The 22,060-nt window shown below is 58.5% G+C and carries 17 protein-coding genes and 1 rRNA gene; 14 read left to right on the top strand and 4 right to left on the bottom strand.

All coding sequences use genetic code 11. From position 1 onward, the window contains the following. Nucleotides 1-89: 89 nt before the first annotated feature. Both rrf and rmuC read left to right on the top strand, forming a co-directional pair. Nucleotides 90-204 (top strand): 5S ribosomal RNA (rrf, locus tag GQF02_RS10450). 143 nt (nucleotides 205-347) lie between these two features. Beyond that, complete coding sequence (gene rmuC, locus GQF02_RS16160; RefSeq protein WP_160796920.1) at nucleotides 348-2,264, top strand: DNA recombination protein RmuC; 1,917 nt, start codon at nucleotides 348-350, stop codon at nucleotides 2,262-2,264. 43 nt (nucleotides 2,265-2,307) lie between these two features. Here the strand turns inward: rmuC and GQF02_RS10440 are convergent, their stop codons facing one another. Together GQF02_RS10440 and GQF02_RS10435 are read right to left on the bottom strand one after the other, a co-directional pair. Further along, nucleotides 2,308-3,234 (bottom strand): GlxA family transcriptional regulator, encoded by a 927-nt coding sequence (locus GQF02_RS10440; protein ID WP_235930146.1) that lies wholly within the window; start codon nucleotides 3,232-3,234, stop codon nucleotides 2,308-2,310. A 159-nt stretch (nucleotides 3,235-3,393) separates the two neighbouring features. Then, complete coding sequence (locus tag GQF02_RS10435; protein ID WP_160796918.1) at nucleotides 3,394-4,197, bottom strand: transporter substrate-binding domain-containing protein; 804 nt, start codon at nucleotides 4,195-4,197, stop codon at nucleotides 3,394-3,396. A 285-nt stretch (nucleotides 4,198-4,482) separates the two neighbouring features. Here GQF02_RS10435 and GQF02_RS10430 point away from each other — a divergent pair, with 285 nt between their 5' ends. The 5 genes from GQF02_RS10430 to GQF02_RS10410 all read left to right on the top strand — a co-directional run bounded on the left by GQF02_RS10430 (nucleotide 4,483) and on the right by GQF02_RS10410 (nucleotide 13,855). Continuing rightward, nucleotides 4,483-9,279, top strand: coding sequence for an NAD-glutamate dehydrogenase (locus tag GQF02_RS10430; protein ID WP_160796916.1), 4,797 nt, complete (start codon nucleotides 4,483-4,485; stop codon nucleotides 9,277-9,279). 229 nt (nucleotides 9,280-9,508) lie between these two features. Then, nucleotides 9,509-10,603: an ABC transporter ATP-binding protein gene (locus tag GQF02_RS10425; RefSeq protein ID WP_160796914.1), complete on the top strand. Its 1,095-nt coding sequence runs from the start codon at nucleotides 9,509-9,511 to the stop codon at nucleotides 10,601-10,603. A 49-nt stretch (nucleotides 10,604-10,652) separates the two neighbouring features. Then, on the top strand, nucleotides 10,653-11,687 hold the full coding sequence (locus GQF02_RS10420; protein WP_124736626.1) for an ABC transporter substrate-binding protein: 1,035 nt from the start codon (nucleotides 10,653-10,655) through the stop codon (nucleotides 11,685-11,687). Between the two features lie 77 nt (nucleotides 11,688-11,764). Further along, a complete protein-coding gene (locus GQF02_RS10415; RefSeq protein WP_160796912.1) occupies nucleotides 11,765-13,027 on the top strand; it encodes an ABC transporter permease in 1,263 nt (420 codons plus the stop codon). A 3-nt stretch (nucleotides 13,028-13,030) separates the two neighbouring features. Beyond that, nucleotides 13,031-13,855 (top strand): ABC transporter permease, encoded by an 825-nt coding sequence (locus tag GQF02_RS10410; RefSeq protein ID WP_124736628.1) that lies wholly within the window; start codon nucleotides 13,031-13,033, stop codon nucleotides 13,853-13,855. Nucleotides 13,856-14,140: 285 nt separating this feature from the next. On the opposite strand, the gene dut is transcribed toward GQF02_RS10410, so the two are convergent. Together dut and coaBC are read right to left on the bottom strand one after the other, a co-directional pair. Continuing rightward, on the bottom strand, nucleotides 14,141-14,593 hold the full coding sequence (gene dut / locus GQF02_RS10405) for a dUTP diphosphatase (RefSeq protein ID WP_160796910.1): 453 nt from the start codon (nucleotides 14,591-14,593) through the stop codon (nucleotides 14,141-14,143). Nucleotides 14,594-14,603: 10 nt separating this feature from the next. Then, nucleotides 14,604-15,794 (bottom strand): bifunctional phosphopantothenoylcysteine decarboxylase/phosphopantothenate--cysteine ligase CoaBC, encoded by a 1,191-nt coding sequence (gene coaBC / locus GQF02_RS10400; RefSeq protein WP_124736630.1) that lies wholly within the window; start codon nucleotides 15,792-15,794, stop codon nucleotides 14,604-14,606. Between the two features lie 140 nt (nucleotides 15,795-15,934). Here coaBC and radC point away from each other — a divergent pair, with 140 nt between their 5' ends. From radC to GQF02_RS10365, 7 genes are all read left to right on the top strand, one after another. Next, entirely contained in the window at nucleotides 15,935-16,612 is a 678-nt protein-coding gene (radC, locus tag GQF02_RS10395; protein ID WP_160796908.1) for a RadC family protein, read from the top strand. A gap of 184 nt (nucleotides 16,613-16,796) precedes the next feature. After that, nucleotides 16,797-17,690, top strand: a complete 894-nt coding sequence (rbsK, locus tag GQF02_RS10390) for a ribokinase (RefSeq protein WP_160796906.1) — start codon at nucleotides 16,797-16,799, stop codon at nucleotides 17,688-17,690. Continuing rightward, nucleotides 17,687-18,085 (top strand): D-ribose pyranase, encoded by a 399-nt coding sequence (gene rbsD, locus GQF02_RS10385; RefSeq protein ID WP_124736633.1) that lies wholly within the window; start codon nucleotides 17,687-17,689, stop codon nucleotides 18,083-18,085. The genes rbsK and rbsD overlap by 4 nt, the downstream gene beginning before the upstream one ends. A 28-nt stretch (nucleotides 18,086-18,113) precedes the next feature. Next, entirely contained in the window at nucleotides 18,114-19,586 is a 1,473-nt protein-coding gene (locus GQF02_RS10380; protein ID WP_124736641.1) for a sugar ABC transporter ATP-binding protein, read from the top strand. Next, nucleotides 19,587-20,528 (top strand): ABC transporter permease, encoded by a 942-nt coding sequence (locus tag GQF02_RS10375; RefSeq protein WP_249616089.1) that lies wholly within the window; start codon nucleotides 19,587-19,589, stop codon nucleotides 20,526-20,528. 39 nt (nucleotides 20,529-20,567) lie between these two features. Continuing rightward, nucleotides 20,568-21,506: a ribose ABC transporter substrate-binding protein RbsB gene (gene rbsB / locus GQF02_RS10370; protein ID WP_124736634.1), complete on the top strand. Its 939-nt coding sequence runs from the start codon at nucleotides 20,568-20,570 to the stop codon at nucleotides 21,504-21,506. 121 nt (nucleotides 21,507-21,627) lie between these two features. Then, nucleotides 21,628-22,002, top strand: a complete 375-nt coding sequence (locus GQF02_RS10365) for an oxidoreductase (RefSeq protein WP_160796904.1) — start codon at nucleotides 21,628-21,630, stop codon at nucleotides 22,000-22,002. Nucleotides 22,003-22,060 lie beyond the last annotated feature (58 nt).

Below are 22,060 nucleotides of genomic sequence, written 5' to 3'. Positions count from 1 at the left end.
GCAGAGTTGCGAAGCAATACTTCTACCAAGGCATCCAGATATAAGCGCTGGGTGTTTAATTTCGGTTTCTACAATTTGACAAGTTAATGTCTGGTGGCCATAGCGAGGTGGTCCCACGCCTTCCCATCCCGAACAGGACCGTGAAACACCTTAGCGCCGATGATAGTGTGGCATTCGCCATGTGAAAGTAGGACACCGCCAGACGCCCCATTAGAAAACCCCCGACCTTGATTAAAGGTCGGGGGTTTTTGCGTTCTGCTTTGCTGCGTTTTTGGGTCTGCAGAAATGAATGTTTTAATTGCTGTTAAACTGAGCAACTAAATTCGGCTTATCTTTGGGGAGAAATTGTGCAAAGTGCAGTTTTGTTACTGGCCGTATTCCTGGGTTTATTTGCCGGTATTGCGCTCTCCCTGATGCTGGGGCGGAGTAAAATTTCGGCCGCAGTCGAGCAGGCCACGGCCATGTCGGCAACCGAGATGGCATTGCAGGTGCAGCAGATAGCTGCACAACAGGCACAGTTGGCTAAGGCCCAGGATGAGATCGAGCAAGGGCAGTTTGAGCTTGTCCGTGTAACAGGCTTATTGGAAGGGCAACTGCAGGCACGCGTACAGTTCGAGGAGAGGGCGCGCCAAGTGCCTGTCCTGCAGTCGCAGCTATCGGCCTATGAGCAGGCGATGGCGAGTGAGCGCAAGTCTTGCCAGCAGTATGCTGCCGCCTTGTCTGCCGAGCGCGAACGCCATGCCGGAACCTCCGCGAGGCTACAGGCGCTGCAAGAGGCGCAGGAACAGTTGCTGCAGCAACAGGCCGAGGCCGGCCGGCGTCGCGAAGGCCTGGAGTCCGAGCTTGCGACCATGCAACAGGCTTTGTCTGATGCTGGAGCCAGTCAGGCCGCTTTGCAGGGGCGGCTTGAGTCCCTGCTTGAAGTGCCCGCGCAACTGAAGGCGGCTGTGAGTGCGCGTGATGATCTGGCAACACAACAGGCTACGCTGCGTGAAGAATTGGGGCGAGCCAAGGCGATGCTTGCCTCTGCGCAAACCGATAGCCAGGGTCTGGCTGAGCGTCTGGCACTGATGCAAGCGCAGCGGGACAGTGCCGCACTTGCGCGTCATGCGCTGGAAAGCGAGCTGGCTGCATTAAAAACCCAGCTGGATGCGGATCGCGAGAGTGCCGGCAAACAGCTGGCCTTGCTTGCCGAAGCGCGAGAAGCCATGTCTACCCAGTTTGAAAATCTGGCTCAGCAGATTTTTGAAGCCAAAAGTCAGCGTTTTGCCGAGCAGAATCAACAGAACCTCGATACTTTACTCGGCCCGCTTAAGACCCAGATTGACGGGTTCAAGGCCAAGGTCGAGCAGGTCTATGTAGAGGAAGGCAAGGGGCGTAGCGAGCTGAAAAGCCAGGTCGAAATGCTGGCCAGCCTTAACAAGACGTTGAGCCAGGAAGCCAGAAACCTGAGCCGTGCGCTCAAGGGCGACAATAAAGCACAAGGGAACTGGGGCGAACTGATTCTCAAGGATTTGCTCGAGCAATTGGGCTTGAGTGCCGGTGTCGAGTTTTTCGAGCAGGCAAGTTATACGCGTGACGATGGCAGCCGGGCGCAGCCGGACGTGGTGCTGCGCTTGCCCGAAGGGCGGAATCTGGTGATCGATGCCAAGGTGTCGCTGGTCGATTACACCCGTTATGTGGCGGCAGAAACCGATGCCGAGCGTACTATCGCGCTGGCCGCCCACTTAGCCTCGGTGCGCAGCCACCTCAAGGGTCTGTCGTTACGCGAGTACCAGAAGCTGCACGGGCTGGATGCGATTGATTTTGTGTTGATGTTCCTGCCGGTCGAGCCTGCCTTTATGCTGGCGGTGACACAGGACAGGGAGTTGTTCCGCGAGGCCTGGGATAAAAATGTGCTGCTGGTCAGCCCATCCACGCTGATGTCGGTCGTGCGTACCGTGTCCCACCTGTGGCGACAGGAGAAGCGCAACCGCCAGACCGAGGCCATTGTTAAGTGTGGTACCCAGTTGTATGAAAGCGTCTGCGCGTTTGTTGCCGACTTTGACAAGCTGGGTACGCGTTTGCGTCAGGCTCAGGACAGTTTTGAATCGGCTAACCGGCGCCTAAGCCATGGCAACAACAATATGATAGGCAAGGCCGGGCAGCTTAAGGAACTGGGTATTAGCTCGACCAAGCAGATCGAGGGCAGCCATCTGGAGCGCGCCCGTCTGCAGGAAGAACTGACGCTGCCGCAGGATGCGACCGCATTGGGAACCTCCTGAGCGGGCGTCGCGCTTGCTGCGCTGCCCACGCGCATCACAGGCGTCAGGATTGCGCTGCTACATGGTGCAAGGCACGCTGCGAGCGCTCTTCGCGCGGCGTGATATTGAAGTGGCTGCGATAGGTGCTGGAGAAGTGCGGCCCGCTGGAAAAACCGCAAGCAAGACCGATTTGTACGATGGACTTGGAGGTTTGTTGCAGCAATTGCCGGGCACGGTTCAAGCGCAGTTCGAGATAGTACTTGGATGGAACGGTACTCAAGTATTGCTTGAACAGACGTTCAAGCTGGCGGCGCGAAACGCCGACATAAAATGCAATATCATCGGTTGACAGCGGCTCTTCGATATTGGCTTCCATCAGACTGACCGCTTCGGTTAGCTTGGGCTGGCTGCCGCCGATACGGGTGACCAGCGGAATACGCTGGCGTTCGTTGCCCGGACGGATACGTTCCATGCTGAAAAGTTCGGACAGGCGCGAGGCAAACTCGCTGCCCAGCAGTCCGGAAACAAGCGTCACCATAAAATCCAGCGTAGCCGCGCCACCGGCGCAGCTGGCACGGTTGCGGTCGGTTTCATAGAGATTTCCGGACACGATAACATCGGAAAACTCGTCGGTCAGGCGGTTGATTTCTTGCCAGTGTATGGTGGCGCGATAGCCGGACAAGAGCCCGGCGCGAGCCAGCCAGTAGCTGCCGCAGCCGATACCGACAATCAGCATCTTGTCGTTGCCGGGCAGGGCGGCGGCACGCGCCAGTTCTTCTACCGCTATTTCCCCATGTGTATCGCCAGCCAAGACAAACAGGGCATCCAGTCGTGGCGCGTTGAGCAGGGGAAGATCAACCTCCAGCTTTTGGCCGTTGAGCAGCGTTACCGCTGCACCATCGAGCGAGAGAGTCAGATACTCATAACAGCGTTTTTCTGCCAGCTGATTGGCTGCGACCAGTACTTCCGTGGCAATGGCCAGATTAGCCATCGAAGCATTCGGAAGCAGCAGGAAGCCGTAACGTAGCTGTTTATTTGCCTGTGACTTAGGGGAAACCATGAATTCGGGGTAACCGGTGTGAGCATTGGTTAAGGATCAAGCTTGCCTGCTAGTTCAGCCTTGCGACAAGGTAATACGACTATTGTACGTTTAATGTGTTGTTTCCGGTGCGATCACTTTAGCTTGTGGCCTGTCGCCGTAGATATCGAAGCCGAAATATTTGTTTTGTATTTTATGATAGCGCCCGTTTTGTCTGATTTTTTGCAATGCCTGATTCAGTTTGAGCCTTAAGGCATGGTTTCCCTTCTTCACGGCAATGCCGGCTCCCGGGCCAAAGTAGGCCGGATCGGAAAAACTGTCGCCGGTGAAGGCAAAATCGCGTCCATCTTGCGTGCTTAGAAACGCCTGCTCGCCTACTGCACTATCGACAAATACGGCATCAAGCTTGCCTTGCTGCAAGGCAAGGAAGGCATCGCTGATTTCGCTATAGCTGATGATTCTGGCTTGCTGTTTGCCCCAGCGCGCACGGGCAAAGTTTTCCTGAGTCGAGGATTCCAGTACACCGATGCGCTTAGCGCGCCACGTGCCGGCCTCTGTCTGGCCATGTTTGCGGCTGATCAGCCGACTGGGCATGTTGTAATACTTGTCACTGAAGTCAACCTGGCGCATGCGTTCCGGCGTGATCTGCATGGATGACAGGATGGCATCGAATTTTCCTGCCTTGAGTGCCGGGATCAAGCCATCCCAATCCTGAGGGACGATCAGGCAGCGTACTTCAAGCGCCTGACACAGTGCATAGGCGATGTCGATATCGAAACCTTGCGCTTGCCCCTGTTTGTCCTGCCAGGAAAAGGGAGGGTAGTTGAGATCGACACCGAAGCGTAGGACGGGTGCCCCATAGGCGATGGTCGGCAGTAGCCAGAGCCACGCCAGCAGGCCGGAAAAACGTCTCATTCTATCTCCATATTGATCCGGCTTGTGCCATTTGTCTTGAACGGGGCTATTGATTCTGGACAGCTCAGGGGCGGCGATTTTAACGCGTTATTCCCTGTGTGGGTATGTATCACGCTTTGTCGGGCACGAAGTTTCATCGGTCTTTGGCTATGGTTAGCATTCATGCGTACGAATTGCACTTCTGGGTATGTATACATGCGTGTCGCAAAACAAGAATGCGCTTATTGGGGCAGCATCTACAATGCGTCGACACTACCCAGTGACCATACAACAAAGGGAAGCTCCATGTCGTTTAGCAACAAGACCGAACTTGTCCGCCTGATTGCCGATATCCAGGGACTGGCCAGACAGAAGCTCTCTTCTGCCGAGTCCGATCAACTGCTTCCTTTTTTCCCTATCTATTTCGAAGAAACCGAGTATGCCGACCTGTCGCGCCAGAGTGCGCTGGATCTGGTCGGTGTCGCGATGGCGCATTACGAGTTTGCCGGGCAGCGCCAGCCAGGGCAGGTCAAAGTCCGTATTTACAATCCGGATTTCGAGCGTGATGGCTGGCAAAGCACGCATAGCGTGATCGAGATCGTTAACGACGACATGCCTTTCCTGATCGACTCGGTCGCGATGTTCCTGGCGCGCCATAGCCTGAACCTGCATTTGCTGGTACACCCGGTGGTCGCGGTGGCGCGTGATGCCTCAGGCCAGTTGCAAGCGCTTAAGCGCACTGAAGACCGCAGCTTGCCGCTGGAGTCGCTGATTCATGTGCAGATGGATCGCGTCAGCGACGAGACGCGACTGCATGCTTTGCAGCAAGAGTTGACGCAGGTGCTGGCCAGCATCCAGTTGGTGGTGCGCGATGAGCCGGTGATGCGTGAGCGAGTGAGCGCCCTATGCGAAGAGCTGGCCGGGCAAGGCGAGCAGGGGCAGGAGGGACGGGCTTTTCTCGAGTGGATGGCAGCCAATCATTTCCTGTTTATGGGTTACTGCAGCTACGACCTGGTCAAGCGTGACGGCAAGGACAGTCTGAAGATCGTCAAGGATTCGGGCCTGGGCATACTGGAAGACCAGGGTAGCAAGGAGTATTCCGCCAGTTTCGAAGCGCTGCCGCAAGCGCTGCGCGAGCTGGCGCATCTGCCGCAGCGCATCGTGCTGAACAAGTCGCAGTCGCGCTCCATCATCCATCGTCCGGCGTATATGGACTTTGTCGGCATCAAGCGTTTTAACGCCGCCGGTGAAGTGGTGGGCGAATCGCGCTTGCTGGGCTTGTATACCGCCAGCGCCTATCAGGCGCCGCTGCAGGAGATTCCTATCCTGCGCGAGAAGCTGGCCTATGTGACCGAGAGTTGCGACTTTGTCGACAACAGTTACAAGGCCAAGACCCTGGGTTTTGTGCTGGAAACCTATCCGCGTGACGAGTTGTTCGAGATCGAAGCGGAAACCCTGCTGCCGATTGCCGAGGGCATCGTCAATCTGCAGGAGCGTCCGCGCGTGCGCCTGTTTGTGCGCAAGGATAGATACCATCGTTATGTCAGCTGTCTTGTGTATGTGCCGCGTGACAGCTTTAGCACTGAAGTCCGGCTCAAAATCGAGAAAGTATTGCTGGCGGCCTTTAACGGCAATGCGGCCGAGTTCAGCGTGCAAATCGGTGACGGCGTGCTGGCGCGGGTGCATTACATTATCCGTACCCAGGCTGCAGACTTGCCGGCGTATCGCGAGAGCGATGTCGAGCAGGAAATTGCCCGCGTTGTGCGCGGCTGGGTTGACGAGTTGTCGGTGCAACTGACCGAAGCGCATGGCGAAGAGCAGGGTAATGCCTTGTTCGGCCTCTACCAGTCGGCATTCCCGCTGGCTTACCGCGAAGAATTCAGTGTGCGCAGTGCCGTGCATGATATCCAGCATATTACGCAGGTCAGCAGCGAACAGCCGCTGGCGATCAAGCTGTATCGCCCCTTTCATCGTGCTTCCCAGCAGTTCAACCTGAAACTGTTCCGCAGTGGTGCGCCGCTGGGCCTGTCGGCCAGCATGCCCATTCTGGAGAACATGGGCGTCAAGGTGCAGGACGAGCATCCCTACCGTATCGAGCGTGCCGATGGCCGCATGGTGTGGATTTCCGATTTCGGTCTGGAGCTGGGCGCAGCCTATGCGCAGATGGCGGATGAAGACGTCCAGCAGGACTTCCAGCAGCTGCTGGCCGAGGTCTTTGCCGGGCGTTGCGAGAGCGACGGTTTCAACCGTCTGGCACTCTTGGCCGGGCTTAACTGGCGTGAAATTACACTGGTGCGTGCGCTGGCCAAGTATCTGCGCCAGGCCGGCCTGACTTTCAGCCAGGCCTATATCGAACAGTGCGTAGCCAATTACCCGCAGATTACCCGCAAGCTGGTCGAACTGTTCGCAGCCAGACTGGCGCCGGCACAGCAGGATAGCGCGCGGGCCGAGGCATTGTGCAGCGAACTGAAGGGCATGCTGGACAAGGTGTCCAATCTGGACGAGGACCGCATTCTCAACGGTTTCCTGACCGTGATTATGGCGACCCGCCGTACCAATTTCTGGCAGGCGGATGCAGAGGGACAGACCAAGTCCTATGTGTCGTTCAAGCTCGAGTCCGCAGCGATACCGTTCCTGCCGCAGCCGCGCCCGTTGTTCGAGATCTGGGTATACAGTCCGCGTGTCGAGGGCGTACATTTGCGCGGCTCCAAGGTCGCGCGTGGCGGTTTGCGCTGGTCTGACCGTATGGAAGATTTCCGTACCGAGGTACTGGGTCTGGTCAAGGCACAGATGGTGAAGAACTCGGTGATTGTGCCCATGGGCTCCAAGGGTGGCTTCGTCTGCAAGCAATTGCCGGCGGCTTCCGAACGCGAGGCCTTTATGGCCGAGGGCATTGCCTGCTACAAACTGTTCATCTCGGCCTTGCTCGACTTGACCGATAACCTGGTGAGCGGGCAGATCGTGCCGCCACAGCAGGTGGTACGTCTGGATGCGGATGATCCCTATCTGGTGGTGGCTGCCGACAAGGGGACGGCCAGCTTCTCCGATATCGCCAACGGCGTTTCGGCACAGTACGGCTTCTGGCTGGGCGACGCATTTGCCTCCGGCGGCTCGGCCGGTTACGACCACAAGGGCATGGGCATTACCGCACGCGGGGCATGGGAAGCAGTCAAGCGCCACTTCCGCCATCTGGGCAAGGATATCCAGCGTGAAGACTTTAGCGTGATCGGTATTGGCGATATGGCCGGTGATGTCTTCGGCAATGGCATGCTTTTGTCCGAGCATATCTGCCTGAAGGCCGCGTTCAATCATCTGCATATTTTCCTTGATCCGAACCCGGTAGCCAGCATCAGCTTTGCCGAGCGCGCCCGCCTGTTTAATCTGCCGCGTTCGTCGTGGACCGATTACCAGCGCGAGCTGATTTCGGCCGGCGGCGGCATCTTCGAGCGTTCAGCCAAGTCCATCCCGCTGTCGGCCGAAGTGCGTACATGGCTTAAGACCGAGCGCGAGAGCATGGCGCCATCCGAGCTGATCCACGAGATCCTCCAGGCCGAGGCCGACCTGCTTTACAACGGCGGTATCGGTACTTATGTCAAGGCAACGAGCGAGAGCCACGCCGATGTGCGCGACCGTGCGACCGATGCATTGCGCGTCAACGGCAGCGAGCTCAATGTCAAGGTGGTGGGCGAGGGCGGCAATCTGGGGTGTACGCAAAAAGGCCGTATCGAGTTTGCCCTCAAGGGAGGCCTGATCTGCACCGACGCGATCGACAACTCGGCCGGCGTTGACTGCTCCGACCATGAGGTGAATATCAAGATCCTGCTGGGTGGCGTGATGCAGCAGGGCGATATGACCCTTAAGCAGCGGAATGAACTGCTGGCGGAAATGACGGATGAAGTCGGCCATCTGGTATTGCGCAACAACTATCTGCAGACGCAGATTCTGGCGGTCAATCGCCTGAATGCACCGCAGATGCTGGGTGCGCAGACGCGCATGATGCTGGCGATGGAAAAAGCCGGCGAGATCAACCGTGCGCTGGAATATCTGCCGACTGATGCCCAACTGGCCGAGCGTCGCGCCTTGCGATCTGGCCTGACTACGCCGGAAGTGGCAGTCTTGCTGGCCTATAGCAAGATCACGCTGGATCAGGCGCTGCTGGCCTCCGATCTGCCGGACGATGCTGACTTTCTGCCGATTCTGGTCGATTACTTCCCCGGGCCGCTCAAGGTGCGCTTTGGCGAAGCGATGAAGTCGCACTATCTCAAGCGCGAAATCATTGCCAACCAGCTGGCCAACCGTATCGTCAACCGCATGGGTACGACCTTCATGTTCCGCCTGAAGGAAGAAACCCCGCTGCCGGCTTGCGATATCGCGCGCGCCTGGTGGATTGCCAGCCATGTCTTTGACGCCGAGAAGTTGTGGTGTGAAATCGAGGCGCTGGATAACCGCGTACCGGCCGAGTTGCAGGTCGAGATGATGGTGCTGGTGCGTACCCTGATCGAGCGTGTCACGCGCTGGGTGTTGCGTAACCGCCGTCCGTTTGGCGCGGTGAGCGCACAGATCGAACGCTATGCCGACAAGGTGCAGGCCCTGCTGCAAAGCCTGCCGCAGCTGATCGATGCGACGGTTTACCCGCAAGTGGCTGCACTGGAAGCGCGCATGGCGGTAGAGGGTATGCCGCAACAGTTGGCGCAGGTGCTTGCGCGTCTGGCATTTGCCGTGCCGCTGATGGATATCATCGAAATCGGCGAGGGCAGTGACAGGGCGCTGGAAGATCTGGCGGCCGGTTATTTCACGCTGGGACGCGAATTGCAGCTGGACTGGCTGTGTGACGCGATCACCCGCTTGCCGCGCGAAAACCGTTGGCAATCGCTGGCACGTTCGGCCTTGCGCGACGACCTGTACCGCATGCATCGTCGCCTGACGCGCATGGCGCTGGATGCTGGGATTGAAGGCGATTTTGCCCATTGCTGGCTGGAGGCGCGTGCGGTGAATGTCGAGCAGTGTCAGCAGATGTTTGCCGAACTGCAAACCTTCGAATTGCTGGATCTGGCCATGCTTTCGGCCGGCATGCGCGAGCTGAACAACCATTTGCTGAGTTAAGCGAATAAGCCGGGGTGACCCGGCATCAAAGGCAAGGGCCTGCTCGAAAGAGCAGGCCCTTTTTTATTGTCGTGTCTCTGAAGTCGCTGTTTCTGACAATTATGCAACAGTTTTCAGGCATTACTCCCGTAATGGAGTAAAGGCTCTTTACTTGGGGTTGTGCTGGCGGTAGCTTTTATAAAAGTAAAACTAAGTTCCGCCTTGCGGAATAAATAAGACGGGAGACAGCATGGCGGATGAAGTACTGGTCAGTTTTCGTGGCGTACAAAAAAGCTACGACGGCGAATCATTGATTGTCAAAAATCTGGATCTAGACATCCGCCGTGGCGAATTCCTGACTCTGCTCGGCCCCTCCGGTTCGGGCAAAACTACTTGCCTGATGATGCTGGCCGGCTTCGAGACGCCCAGCCACGGCGAAATCCATTTCGATGGCAAGCTGCTCAACCATATCCCGCCACATAAACGCAATATCGGCATGGTGTTCCAGAACTATGCGCTGTTTCCGCATATGACGGTGGCGGAGAACCTTGCCTATCCCTTGACCTTGCGCAAGATGGGCAAGAGCGAGATTGCCGACAGGGTCAAAAACGGGCTGGCCATGGTCAGGCTGGAGAGTCTGGGTCACCGCTACCCGGGGCAACTCTCCGGTGGCCAGCAGCAGCGTGTCGCACTGGCACGGGCGCTGGTGTTCGAGCCCAAGCTGGTATTGATGGATGAGCCCTTGGGTGCGCTGGACAAGCAGTTACGCGAGCATATGCAGCTGGAAATCAAGCATCTGCATGAGCGTCTGGGCGTGACGGTGGTGTATGTCACCCATGACCAGGGCGAGGCGCTGACCATGTCCGACCGCGTCGCCGTATTCAAGGATGGCATTATCCAGCAGATCGACACCGCCAGTACTTTGTACGAGTCGCCGGCCAACTCTTTTGTGGCCAACTTTATCGGCGAAAACAATACCCTGCGTGGTGAAGTGGTAGATCTGGCTGGCGAGCTGTGCGATGTACGCCTGCATGATGGTGCACTGGTCAAGGCGCGGCGTGTGGCCATGCTTGGCTCGGGCGAGGTGACATCGATGTCGGTTCGTCCGGAGCGGGTGCGTCTGAATGCAGCGGCTGCTGGCTGTGAAAACCGGCTGCAAGCCAGGCTGATGGAGTTTATCTATCTGGGCGATCACGTGCGCTTGCGCATGGAGGTGGCCGGGCAGGGCGGCTTTATCGTCAAGGTGCCGGTGGGTGAAGTCGATGCCGCCTGGCAGGTGGGCGACATGATGGATGTAGGCTGGATGGCACGCGATGTGCGGGCGCTGGATGCGCTGGCAGCCTGAGTGGCGGGAAAAAATAAGTACAAAACCAAACAACAGCAAGGAGAGAGCAATGAATATGATCAAGAAAAGTGTGGCACTGGCCGTGATCGCCGGTTTTGCCTTGCCGGCCCTGGCCGGCAAGTCGATTACCGTGATTTCTTTTGGTGGCGCCAACAAGGCGGCACAGGAAGTGGCTTTTTACCAGCCGTTTGAAAAGACCAGCGGCATTGAGGTGACCGCCGGTGATTACAACGGCGAAATGGCCAAGATCAAGGCCATGGTGGATGCTGGCAAGGCGACATGGGATGTGGTCGAAGTCGAGTCACCGGAGCTGTTGCGCGGTTGTGAGGAAGGGCTGTTCGAGAAAATTAACTGGGCCAAGGTGGGTAACAAGGCCGATTTCGTCAAACCGGCGGTGTCCGAGTGCGGCGTGGGTATTTTTGTCTGGTCGACGGCAATGGCCTACAACGCCGACAAGCTCAAGGTGGCACCGACCAGCTGGAAAGATTTCTGGGATGTGAAAAAATTCCCGGGCAAGCGTGGCCTGCGCAAGGGGGCCAAGTACACGCTGGAGTTTGCGCTGATGGCCGATGGCGTGCCGGCCAATCAGGTGTACAAGGTGTTGGGCACCAAGGCCGGTGTTGACCGCGCTTTCAAGATGCTGACCCAGCTCAAGCCGCATATCCAGTGGTGGGAAGCCGGTGCGCAGCCGCCGCAGTTCCTGGCTTCCGGTGATGTGGTGATGAGCTCGGCCTACAACGGCCGCATCGATGCTGCACAAAAAGACGGCAAGAACCTGAAGGTGGTGTGGAACCAGAGCATTTACGACGTTGATTCCTGGGCCATTCCCAAGAGTGCCAAATCGGCCGAGGCGACCCAGTTCATCGCCTTTGCCAGCAAGGCGGAGCAGCAAAAGAACTACGCCAGCCAGATTGCGTACGGCCCGACCAATACCAAGGCTATCAAGCTGTTGCCGGCCAAAGTCGCCGCCAACTTGCCGACTGATCCTGCCAACCTGAAGGGCGCGCTGGCGATTGATGTCGGCTTCTGGGTAGATAACGGCGAGGATCTGGAACAGCGCTTCAACGCTTGGGCTGCGCGTTGATTCAAGGCCGGCCGCAGCATAGGCTGCGGCCGTTTTGGCGGTGTCGTTAAGGCGCCCTGATCCTGTCGGGTATTCCCATGTCTGAAAGCTTTTCCATGAATACGCCGCTTACGGCGGCAGATGGCGTGCCGCTCAAGACGCGCTTGCAGCAACAGCGGCGTATGCGCCAGCTTAAGGCCTTGCTGCTGGTGTTGCCGCTGGCGCTGTTTTTGTTGCTGACCTTTCTGGTGCCGATTGCCACCTTGCTGACACGCAGTGTCGACAACCCGGAGGTAGTCAGCGTGCTGCGCGAAACGACACAGGCTCTGAAGCCCTGGGATGGCAAGAGTCTGCCGGCCGTTGCCGTCTATGATGCGCTATCGCGCGACCTGCAGCGCGCCCAGGCCGAAAAAACGGTTCCCGATGCCGCCAAGCGCCTGAATATGGAGCAGAGCGGTTTCCGCTCCCTGCTGCAGAAGACCGCCCGCAAGATACCGCTTGCGCCCGAGGCCGGGCAAAGCACGCGCGACGCCTTTATTGCGCTGGACGAGCGCTGGGGCGATGTCAGCCACTGGCAAGTGATCGCACGTAACGGCAGCAGCTGGACGCCCTACTATCTGATGAGTTCGCTGGACCTGCGCCAGGGGGCCGACGGCAAGCCCGAGCTGGTGCCGGAAGACGAGCGCGCTTTCCTGTCCATTTTTGGCCGTACCTTGTGGATGAGTTTCTGGGTCACCGTGTGGTGCCTGGCACTGGGCTATCCGCTGGCCTACTGGCTGGCTACCTTGCCGACCCGCAAGAGCAATCTGCTGATGATCCTGGTGTTGCTGCCATTCTGGACTTCGGTGCTGGTGCGGGTGGCTTCGTGGATCGTGCTATTGCAGTCCGAAGGCTTGGTCAACGGTGCCCTGCTCTGGCTGGGCATCGTGGATGCGCCGCTGGAGCTGGCATTCAACCGCACCGGCGTCTACATCGCCATGGTGCATATCCTGCTGCCCTTTGTGATTTTGCCGGCTTATAGCGTGATGAAAAGCATACCGCCCAGTTATATGCGCGCCGCGATCTCGCTGGGCGATCACCCGTTTGCCGCTTTCTGGAAGATCTACTTTCCGCAAACCATTGCCGGGGTGGCCGCCGGTGCCTTGCTGGTCTTTATCATGTGCATAGGCTATTACATCACGCCTGCGCTTTTGGGGAGTCCGCAGGAGCAGATGGTCAGCTATTACGTCGCGTTTTACACCAATGTGACGATCAACTGGGGCATGGCTGCGGCATTGGGGTCTTTGCTGCTGCTGGCTACTTTGCTGCTGTACGGCTTGTATAGCCGGCTGGTCGGCGCTAACCGCTTAAGTCTGGGGTAAACCATGTTGCCAAGTTATGCATCCCCTGTTGAAAGAGTCTGGTTCTACCTGTTTCGCGGCTTCAATATTCTGGTGCTGGTCTTTCTGGTCAGCCCCTTGCTGGCCATCATTCCGCTTTCGTTTTCGGCCGACTCCTTCCTGGTTTATCCGATCAAGGAATTGTCGCTGCGCTGGTACGAGGAGTTTTTCACTAGCGGGGAATGGACGCGGGCGCTGATGAACAGCTTTATTGTGGCGCCAGCGGCCACCCTGATCGCGACCGCGCTGGGTACGCTGGCGGCGGTCGGACTGACCAGCAGCGAGTTTCCCGGCAAGTCGCTGATCATGAGCATCCTGATTTCGCCCATGGTCGTGCCGGTGGTGATTGTCGGTGTGGGGGCGTATCTCTTCATGGCGCCGCTGGGCCTGACCAATAATTACTTCGGCCTGATCCTGGTGCATGCTGCATTGGGCGTGCCGTTCGTGGTCATTACCGTATCGGCAACGCTCAAGGGTTTTAACGTGAATCTGATGAAGGCCAGCGCCAATCTGGGCGCCGGGCCGCTGACCACCTTCCGCCGCGTGGTGATGCCGCTGATTGCGCCGGGGGTGATTTCTGGGGCGCTGTTTGCCTTTGCCACATCGTTTGACGAAGTGGTGGTGACCCTGTTTCTGGCTGGCCCCGAGCAGGTGACCTTGCCGCGGCAGATGTTTAGCGGGATCAAGGAAAACATCAGCCCGGCCATTGCCGCCGCAGCGACGGTGCTGATTCTGTTTTCGATTGCTCTATTGTTGACGCTGGAGTGGCTGCGCGGCCGCGCCGAGCGCATTCGTACTTTGCAGCGCTGAAAACCAAATGGCCGCCCCTGAGGGCGGCCATGGCGGGAGAAGTTACAAGGGATGGCAGATTCTGCCTCAGCTAGGATTGTCAGGGCCTCCGCCCGTACTCCAATTAACTGGTTGAGGGTCCATGTGTGCGCATCCAGATACGGCAACACTTGCAAACAGCACAAGCATTGCGGCCAGCACTACGCGCAACCTGATCACAACAACGCCTTCCTTTCCTATCCGTCACCGCTTAGGCGGCCTAGCCAGTATAGACAGCCCGATCGGGCTGTCAGAATTTTTACCGGCTTAATGTTTACCTGTACTGCCAAAGCCGCCTTCGCCGCGTTCGGAGTCGCCGAATTCTTCAACGATATTGAAGCTGGCCTGCACCACCGGCACGATAATCATCTGGGCGATGCGCTCCAGCGGGGCCAGGCAAAAAGCTTCATGCCCGCGGTTCCATACCGAGACAAACAGTTGCCCTTGATAGTCGGAGTCGATCAGGCCCACCAGATTGCCCAGCACAATACCGTGCTTGTGCCCCAGCCCGGAGCGCGGCAGGATCATGGCGGCAAGGCCGGGGTCGGCGATATGGATTGCCATGCCGGTCGGAATCAGCTGGGTTTCGCCCGGCTGGATATGCAGATCCTGGTCGATGGCGGCTCGCAGGTCCAGGCCGGCGGAGCCAGGGGTGGCGTAAGCTGGCAGATTTTGTTGCAGGCGCGAGTCCAGAATTTTGATGTCGATAACGGATGGCATGGTGTTGTCCTTATTGGTTTTTGGTTTGGGCCAGCAAGCTGGCCAGGTGCTGCACAATGGCGCGGGCGACATCCGCCTTGTCCATGCTGGGTAGCGGATGCTCGCCGGCGTCGTCCAGCAGGGTGACTTCGTTGCTGTCTGCACCCATGGCGTGCTGGGCCAGGTTGGCGACCAGCAAGGGCAGCTTTTTACGCCGGCGCTTGGCATCGGCAAACGCAATCAGGTTCTGGCTTTCGGCGGCAAAGCCTACACAAAACGGCGCGGCGGGCAGGGCGGCGATGGTGGCCAGAATGTCGGGGTTTTCTTCCAGCTCCAGTGCCGGCGCGCCATCACCCTTCTTGATCTTGTGTTCTGCACGGTTTTTGACGCGATAGTCGGCTACCGCAGCTACGCCGATAAAAACATCGCATTGCCCGGCATGCGCCAGTACTGCGTTGTACATTTCGCGAGCGCTTTGTACATCAATGCGGGCCAGTCCCAGCGGCGCAGGCATGCCGGTCGGGCCGGATACCAGTGTCACCTCGGCGCCGGCGTCGCGACAGGCACGCGCCAGTGCATAGCCCATCTTGCCCGAGCTGATATTGGTAATGCCGCGTACGGTGTCTATCGGCTCATAAGTCGGGCCGGCGGTGATCAATACCCGCTGTCCGGCAAGCTGTTTGCGTTCAAACAGCCCCAGCGCCAGCTCGAAAATCTCTTCCGCTTCCAGCATGCGCCCTGCACCGGTTTCGCCGCAGGCTTGCGCCCCCGAGGCCGGCCCTAAGATAGTCACGCCATCGGCTTTGAGCTGGGCGACATTGCGCAGGTTAGGCGCGTTTTCCCACATCTGGCGATTCATGGCCGGCGCGACGGCCAAAGGGCAGGTGCGGGCGGCCGCCAGGGTGGAGAGCAGGTTGTCGCATGCGCCATGCGCCAGTTTGAACAGCGTGTCAGCACTGGCCGGCGCGATCAGGAACAGGTCGGCGCGACGGGAGAGATCGATGTGCGCCATGCCGCCAGCCGGTCTTTCGTCCCATAAGTCGGTGTAGACAGCGTGTCCCGATAGCGCCTGAAAGGTGAGTGGTGTCACAAAGCGGGTGGCGGCCTCGGTCATCACCACTTCTACATGGTGGCCGGCCTTGACGAACAAGCGGGTAAGCTCGGCGGCCTTGTAGGCGGCAACGCCACCGGTCACGCCCAGCAGAATGCGTTTGGCAGTCATGCGTGGTCTGCTTTTTTAGGGAGGTAATGGCCAAGTTTACCGGATTTCGCCATGAAATATGGTGTGGCTTGGGTGCTTGATGACATGAGCTTGGCTGCGCCTGCTACAAATAAACGGTATTGCCTTTGTGGAGCCGCACCATGTCCATCGCCCACTGGCCGGCCGACGACAGGCCGCGGGAAAAATTGCTATTGCGCGGCGCGGCCGCTTTGTCGGACGCCGAACTGTTGGCTATTTTTTTACGCACCGGTATGGCAGGGGTGTCTGCCGTGGCGCTGGCCCAGCGCTTGTTGCTGCATTTCGGTTCCATTTCGGCCTTGTTTGCCGCCAGTGAAAGCGAGTTTGTCCGCCATCCGGGGCTGGGGCAGGCCAAGTATGCGCAACTGATGGCGGTAAAGGAGATGGCGCAACGGGCGCTGGCCGAGTCGCTTGCCAAGTGCGATGCCTTGTCCAGCCCGGCCGATGTACGCAGTTATCTGCGCCTGGCCATAGGCTCGCGCGATATCGAGGTGTTTGTTGTGCTGTTTCTTAATGCACAACATCAGGTGATTGCGATGGAGGAAGTGTTTCGCGGCACGCTGACCGAGACGCGTGTCTATCCGCGCGAGATTGTACGCCGTGCCCTGTTTCATAATGCGGCGGCCCTGATCGTGGCGCATAACCATCCATCCGGTCGTGCAGAGGCTTCGATGGCGGACAGGGCGCTGACGCAAACGCTCAAGTCGGCTCTCGAACTGGTCGATATTGCTTTACTCGACCATTTTGTGGTGACTGCGGCCCATGCAACTTCTTTGGCCGAAGAAGGCGGCTTAGGCTGAGTTGGCGCAGTCAGTCGTGCATTTGGCAGTCTGTTTCTTAAATAGTGTGCGAATACTTGCGTTATATGCCAATCATTGCGTTTAAATGCTGCTTTTTGATTGGCATGAAATTAATAATATCTTAATATTCGACCCTTTAGCTTTTACCCTCAACCCGAACCTATCAGATGAACAGGGAGAGGCTATGCCCAAGCTGGTTGTAGTTGGCAGTATCAATATGGATCTTGTGGCGCTGGCCCCGCGTTTCCCCGCACCGGGTGAGACTTTGAGCGGCGAGCGTTTTGCGACCTTTCCCGGCGGGAAAGGTGCGAATCAGGCCGTGGCGGCCAGCCGCCTGGGAGCCGAAGTGGTGATGGTGGGCTGCGTTGGCTCCGATCTGTTTGGCCGCGACCTTGTCGCCGGGCTGAACAAGGAAGGCGTCGATACGCGCCATGTCCACACCATTGAAGGCGTCGCCAGCGGCGTCGCCTGCATCACGGTCAGTGGTGCCGAAAACAATATTATTGTGATTGCCGGTGCCAACCATGCACTGACGCCCGAGCATGTCGCGGCGGCCGAAGCTGAAATCGCCGCGGCCGATGTGGTGCTGACGCAGCTGGAAGTGCCGCTGGCCGTGGTGGCGGCCACGGCCGCACTGGCGAAAAAACATGGCGTGCCGCTGATCCTGAACCCTGCGCCGGCCGTACATTTGCCGCCGGCCTTGCTGGATGAGGTGAGCTATCTCACCCCCAACGAGCACGAGCTGTCTATCGTGATGGATGCAGGCTCGACGCCATTCCCGGACATGCTGGAGCGTTTGCCGGGCAAGGTGGTGATGACCAAGGGCGAGCATGGCGCCTATCACGTTGCCGCCGACGGCACGTTTGTGCATCAGCCCGGCTTCACCGTTTCGGCGGTGGATACCACCGGTGCGGGGGATACCTTTAATGCCGCCTTGGCAACCTATCTGCCTTTGGGACTGAAGCCTGCCATGCGCATGGCTTGCGCGGCGGCGGCCTTGTCGGTGACCCGTTTGGGTGCTCAGGGCGGCATGCCGCAGCAGGATGAACTCGACGCTTTTCTCAAGGATGTTTCATGAAAAAGACCGGAACCCTGAATGCACAGCTCTCAAGGGTGCTGGCCGAGCTGGGGCATGGTGATGCCGTTGTGATCGCCGATTGCGGCCTGCCTATTCCGGCCGGGGTCGAACGCATCGATCTGGCGCTGACGCAGGGCATACCTTCCTTTACCGATACGCTGGCGGTTGTGCTGTCGGAAATGCAGGTCGAGCATGCGCTGATGGCCAGGGAAATCCGTGAGGCCAACCCGCCTCTGGCTGGCCAGATCGATGCCCTGACCGAGGGCGGTATTCCGGTGCGTCTGGTCAGTCATGCCGACTTCAAGACGCTGACGCGTCAGGCGCGTGCGGTAATTCGCACTGGTGAAGCCAGCCCCTACGCCAATGTGATTCTGTATTCCGGCGTGGTTTTCTGAGGATGATAGTGTGAGCACGCTGGTAGAAATGAGCGGTATTGCCAAGTCTTTCGGGCCGGTAACGGTGCTGAAAGACGTGGCTTTTTCTTTGTCGGCCGGAGAAATTCACGCGCTGATGGGCGAGAACGGCGCCGGCAAGTCCACCCTGATGAAGATTCTGACTGGTCTGTATCAGGCCGATGCCGGCTCCATCCGGGTGGCTGGCGAAGCTGTCGATATCCGCAACCCCAGACAGGCCGAGGCGCTGGGGATTGCCATCATGCATCAGGAGCTGAACCTTATTCCCGAGCTGTCGGTGGCCGAGAACCTGTTTCTCGGGCGCGAACAGACACTGGGGTTTAGCGGCATTCTCAACGCCGGACGCATGCGTGCGCTGGCGAAAGAATATCTGTCGCGTCTGGCGGTGGAGCTGGACCCGGATGCCGAGGTTGGCAGCCTGTCCATCGGTCAGCAGCAGATGGTCGAGATTGCCCGTGCTTTGTCTCTGAACGCGCGCGTGCTGATTATGGACGAGCCGACTGCTGCGTTGTCCGAACGCGAAATCGACGCCTTGTTTGCCGTGATTCGCGAACTGCGCGCCGACGGTGTCGGCATTGTCTATGTGTCGCATCGCATGGAAGAAATCTTTGCCTTGTGCGACCGCATTTCGGTATTGCGTGATGGCGAGTTTGTCGGCACCGAACGTATTGCCGACACCTCGCTTGACCACGTGGTGCAGATGATGGTCGGGCGCGAACTGGGCGAGCGCTTTCCCAAGCGCGAGGTCAGCCATGGCGCCGAGCGCTTGCGGGTAGAAAACCTGTGTGATGAAGGCAATATTGCCGGCATCAATTTTTCCGTGCGCGCAGGCGAAGTGCTGGGGATTGCCGGCTTGATGGGGGCAGGGCGCACCGAGATTGCCCGCACCCTGTTTGGCCTGAATAAGCGCCTGTCCGGCAAGATCTTTGTCGACGGCAAGGAGGCGCGCATCAATAAGCCGGCCGATGCCATCGGCTACGGTGTCGGTTTCGTCACCGAAGACCGCAAGGCGCAGGGTCTGGTACTGGGGTTGTCGGTGCGCGAGAACATCACCTTGTCGGCGGTGCCGACCCATGGCCGTAGCGGCATCGTGTCGCGTAGCGAAGAGAAGAGTCTGGTCGCGCGCTGCATCGATATGCTGAAAATCCGCACCCGCGATGCCGAACTGGAAGTGCAGTCGCTGTCCGGGGGCAATCAGCAAAAAGTGGTGCTGGCCAAGTGGCTCAACCTCAAGCCGCGCGTGCTGATTCTCGACGAGCCGACCCGTGGCGTCGATATCGGCGGCAAGGCCGAGATCTACCATATCATCAACCAGCTCGCCTTCGAGGGCGTGGCGGTGGTGGTGATTTCTTCCGAACTCCCTGAAGTACTGGGGATTTCCGACCGTATCCTGGTGATGCACGAAGGGCGGATGGCAGGCGAGCTTGCCACTGCCGGTGCCAGCCAGGAATCCATCATGCATCTGGCTACCGGAGGGTATTAAGTGGCCGTCAGTCAAACCAAAAAACTGCTGCACAAACTAGGGCCGTTGTTGGGCCTGGTCGGTCTTTGTGTCGTGCTCGCCATTATGAGCGACAACTTCCTCACCGTTGGCAACTTGCTTAATGTCATGCGCCAGGTGTCCATCAATGCGCTGATCGCCTTCGGTATGACTTTTGTCATTCTGTCCGGTGGTATCGATTTGTCGGTGGGGGCCATTCTGGCCTTGTCCGGTGCGGTCACCGCAGGGCTGATGGCATCGGGTACTGACCCGGTGCTGGCGACCTTCGCCGGTCTTGCCTGCGGCGCGCTGATGGGGGCTTTCAACGGTCTGGCCATTACCAAGGGCAAGCTTGCGCCGTTTATCGTGACGCTGGCAACGATGACCATCTTCCGTGGGCTGGCGCTGGTGTATACCGGCGGCCGTCCGGTGACCGGCGTCGACAGCGATTTCTTCTTTATGCTGGGTAACGGCTACCTGGGCGCGCTGGTGCCGATGCCGGTGATCACCATGTTTATCGCCTTTGGCGTGCTGTGGTTCATCCTTAAGCGTACCGCCTTCGGCCGCCATGTGTATGCGGTTGGCGGCAACGAAGAAGCCTCGCGCATTTCCGGCGTCCACGTGGACCGCGTCAAGATCATGATCTATGCGATCTCGGGCTTCTTGTCGGCGCTGGCCGGCCTGATCCTGACTTCGCGCCTGAACTCGGCGCAGCCGACAGCCGGCACCGGCTATGAGCTGGATGCCATTGCGGCGGTGGTCTTGGGGGGCACCAGTCTGGCCGGCGGTCGCGGCTGGATTGTCGGCACCTTGATCGGCGCCTTGCTGATCGGCGTGCTCAACAACGGTTTGAACCTGCTGGAGGTGTCGTCCTTCTACCAGCAGGTGATCAAGGGTGCGGTGATTCTGCTGGCGGTGCTGCTTGACCGTCGTGCGGCGCGCTGACGCAATAAAATCCATACCAAGTCACAAGGAAAATAGAGCATGAATACGCTACTGAAATCGCTGCTGGGTACGGCGCTGGTCGCCATGCTGGCGACCGGCTGCAGCAAGCAGGGACCGGAGGCCAATATGGCAGACGCTTCCGCACCGGCAACCGAGTCGGGCGCGCCTAGCATAGGTCTGGCTGTATCGACCCAGAACAACCCGTTCTTCGTCTCTCTCAAGCATGGCGCCGAAGAAGAAGCCAAGGCGCTGGGCCTGAATCTGGTTGCGGTCGATGCGCAGGATGACCCGGCCAAGCAGATTGCCAGTATCGAAGACCTGATCCAGAAGAAGGTCAAGGTCATCATGATCAACCCGACCGACTCAGCTGCCGTGCTGTCGGCGGTGAAGGCGGCTAACGCTGCGGGCATTCCGGTGATCACGCTGGACCGTTCGATTGATGGCGGCGATGTAGCTGCGCATATCGCGTCCGATAACGTGGCGGGTGGCGAAATGGCTGCCGGGTTCATCAAGGAAAAACTGGCCGGCAAGGGTAATATCGTCGAGCTGGAAGGGATTGCCGGTGCGTCCGCTGCACGCGAGCGCGGCAAGGGCTTCCATAACGTGATCGACAAGGAAACCGGTATCAAGGTGGTGGCCAAACAGCCTGCCGACTTTGACCGCGCCCGCGGCATGAGCGTGATGGAAAACATCCTGCAAAGCCAGAATAATGTTGCCGGTGTGTTCGCACATAACGACGAAATGGCATTGGGTGCGTTGCAGGCGCTGGATTCGTCCGGCCGCAAAGGCGTAGTTGTCGTGGGCTTTGATGCGACCGCCGATGCTGTAGCCGCCGTCAAGGCTGGCCGCATGGCGGCAACCGTGGCGCAGAAGCCTGAGCTGATCGGCAAGATGGGCGTGGAAACGGCCAAGAAGATCATCGATGGCCAAAGCGTGGACAAATATGTACCGGTACCGCTGGAGCTGATCAAGCAATAAGCTTGTTTCTCTCTTTGAAAATAATGGCACCCGCGTGGTGCCATTATTTTTGACTTGGCGCAACATGCGATATGGGTTTTGTGGGCATGCTGCTGCTTTTCCCACAGTGAAGAGCAGTCCGATGAAGAAGATTTCCGTATTGATGATCGGCGCCGGCGAGACCGGTACCCCGCTGCTGCGCCAGCTACTGGATGCACCATTTGTGGAGGTATATGCCGTGGCCGATCTTGATCTCGCTCTGTCGGGCATCGCACTCGCGCGTGAGCGCCAGATTGCAGTAAGTAACGACTTCGAGGCACTGGTTCGTGCCCAGCCTGCTGTTGATGTCATCATCGATGTGACTGGCGCGCCGGTGGTACGCGAGCGTCTGCGTACGCTGATGCAGGAGAGCGGCAATGCACACACGGTTATCGTGCACGAGCGGGTAGCCTTGCTGATGATGTCGCTGGGCGCAGGCCAGCTAGTCCAGAGCATGCACGCCGAAACCGGCTACTAAGCCTTCTCTTTGGCCGGCACATGCCTATCCTTGACGGGCGTCCGGCCGTTGTTTTTCA

It is taken from the genome of Craterilacuibacter sinensis (assembly GCF_009831765.1).
In the GTDB taxonomy this organism is placed as follows: domain Bacteria; phylum Pseudomonadota; class Gammaproteobacteria; order Burkholderiales; family Chromobacteriaceae; genus Craterilacuibacter; species Craterilacuibacter sinensis.
The sequence above is the reverse complement of the archived record's forward strand: the minus strand, read 5'-3'. Positions and strand labels throughout refer to the sequence as shown.

Coding starts and splice junctions, on each gene's coding strand:
- GQF02_RS10430 (WP_160796916.1), top strand. CDS start 4,483: ATGTCGTTTAGCAACAAGACCGAACTTGTCCGCCTGATTGCCGATATC.
- GQF02_RS10435 (WP_160796918.1), bottom strand. CDS start 4,197: ATGAGACGTTTTTCCGGCCTGCTGGCGTGGCTCTGGCTACTGCCGACC.
- GQF02_RS10420 (WP_124736626.1), top strand. CDS start 10,653: ATGAATATGATCAAGAAAAGTGTGGCACTGGCCGTGATCGCCGGTTTT.
- GQF02_RS10365 (WP_160796904.1), top strand. CDS start 21,628: ATGAAGAAGATTTCCGTATTGATGATCGGCGCCGGCGAGACCGGTACC.
- rbsD (WP_124736633.1), top strand. CDS start 17,687: ATGAAAAAGACCGGAACCCTGAATGCACAGCTCTCAAGGGTGCTGGCC.
- GQF02_RS10425 (WP_160796914.1), top strand. CDS start 9,509: ATGGCGGATGAAGTACTGGTCAGTTTTCGTGGCGTACAAAAAAGCTAC.
- GQF02_RS10415 (WP_160796912.1), top strand. CDS start 11,765: ATGTCTGAAAGCTTTTCCATGAATACGCCGCTTACGGCGGCAGATGGC.
- rbsB (WP_124736634.1), top strand. CDS start 20,568: ATGAATACGCTACTGAAATCGCTGCTGGGTACGGCGCTGGTCGCCATG.
- rbsK (WP_160796906.1), top strand. CDS start 16,797: ATGCCCAAGCTGGTTGTAGTTGGCAGTATCAATATGGATCTTGTGGCG.
- GQF02_RS10380 (WP_124736641.1), top strand. CDS start 18,114: ATGAGCGGTATTGCCAAGTCTTTCGGGCCGGTAACGGTGCTGAAAGAC.
- GQF02_RS10440 (WP_235930146.1), bottom strand. CDS start 3,234: ATGGCTAATCTGGCCATTGCCACGGAAGTACTGGTCGCAGCCAATCAG.
- radC (WP_160796908.1), top strand. CDS start 15,935: ATGTCCATCGCCCACTGGCCGGCCGACGACAGGCCGCGGGAAAAATTG.
- dut (WP_160796910.1), bottom strand. CDS start 14,593: ATGCCATCCGTTATCGACATCAAAATTCTGGACTCGCGCCTGCAACAA.
- coaBC (WP_124736630.1), bottom strand. CDS start 15,794: ATGACTGCCAAACGCATTCTGCTGGGCGTGACCGGTGGCGTTGCCGCC.
- GQF02_RS10410 (WP_124736628.1), top strand. CDS start 13,031: ATGTTGCCAAGTTATGCATCCCCTGTTGAAAGAGTCTGGTTCTACCTG.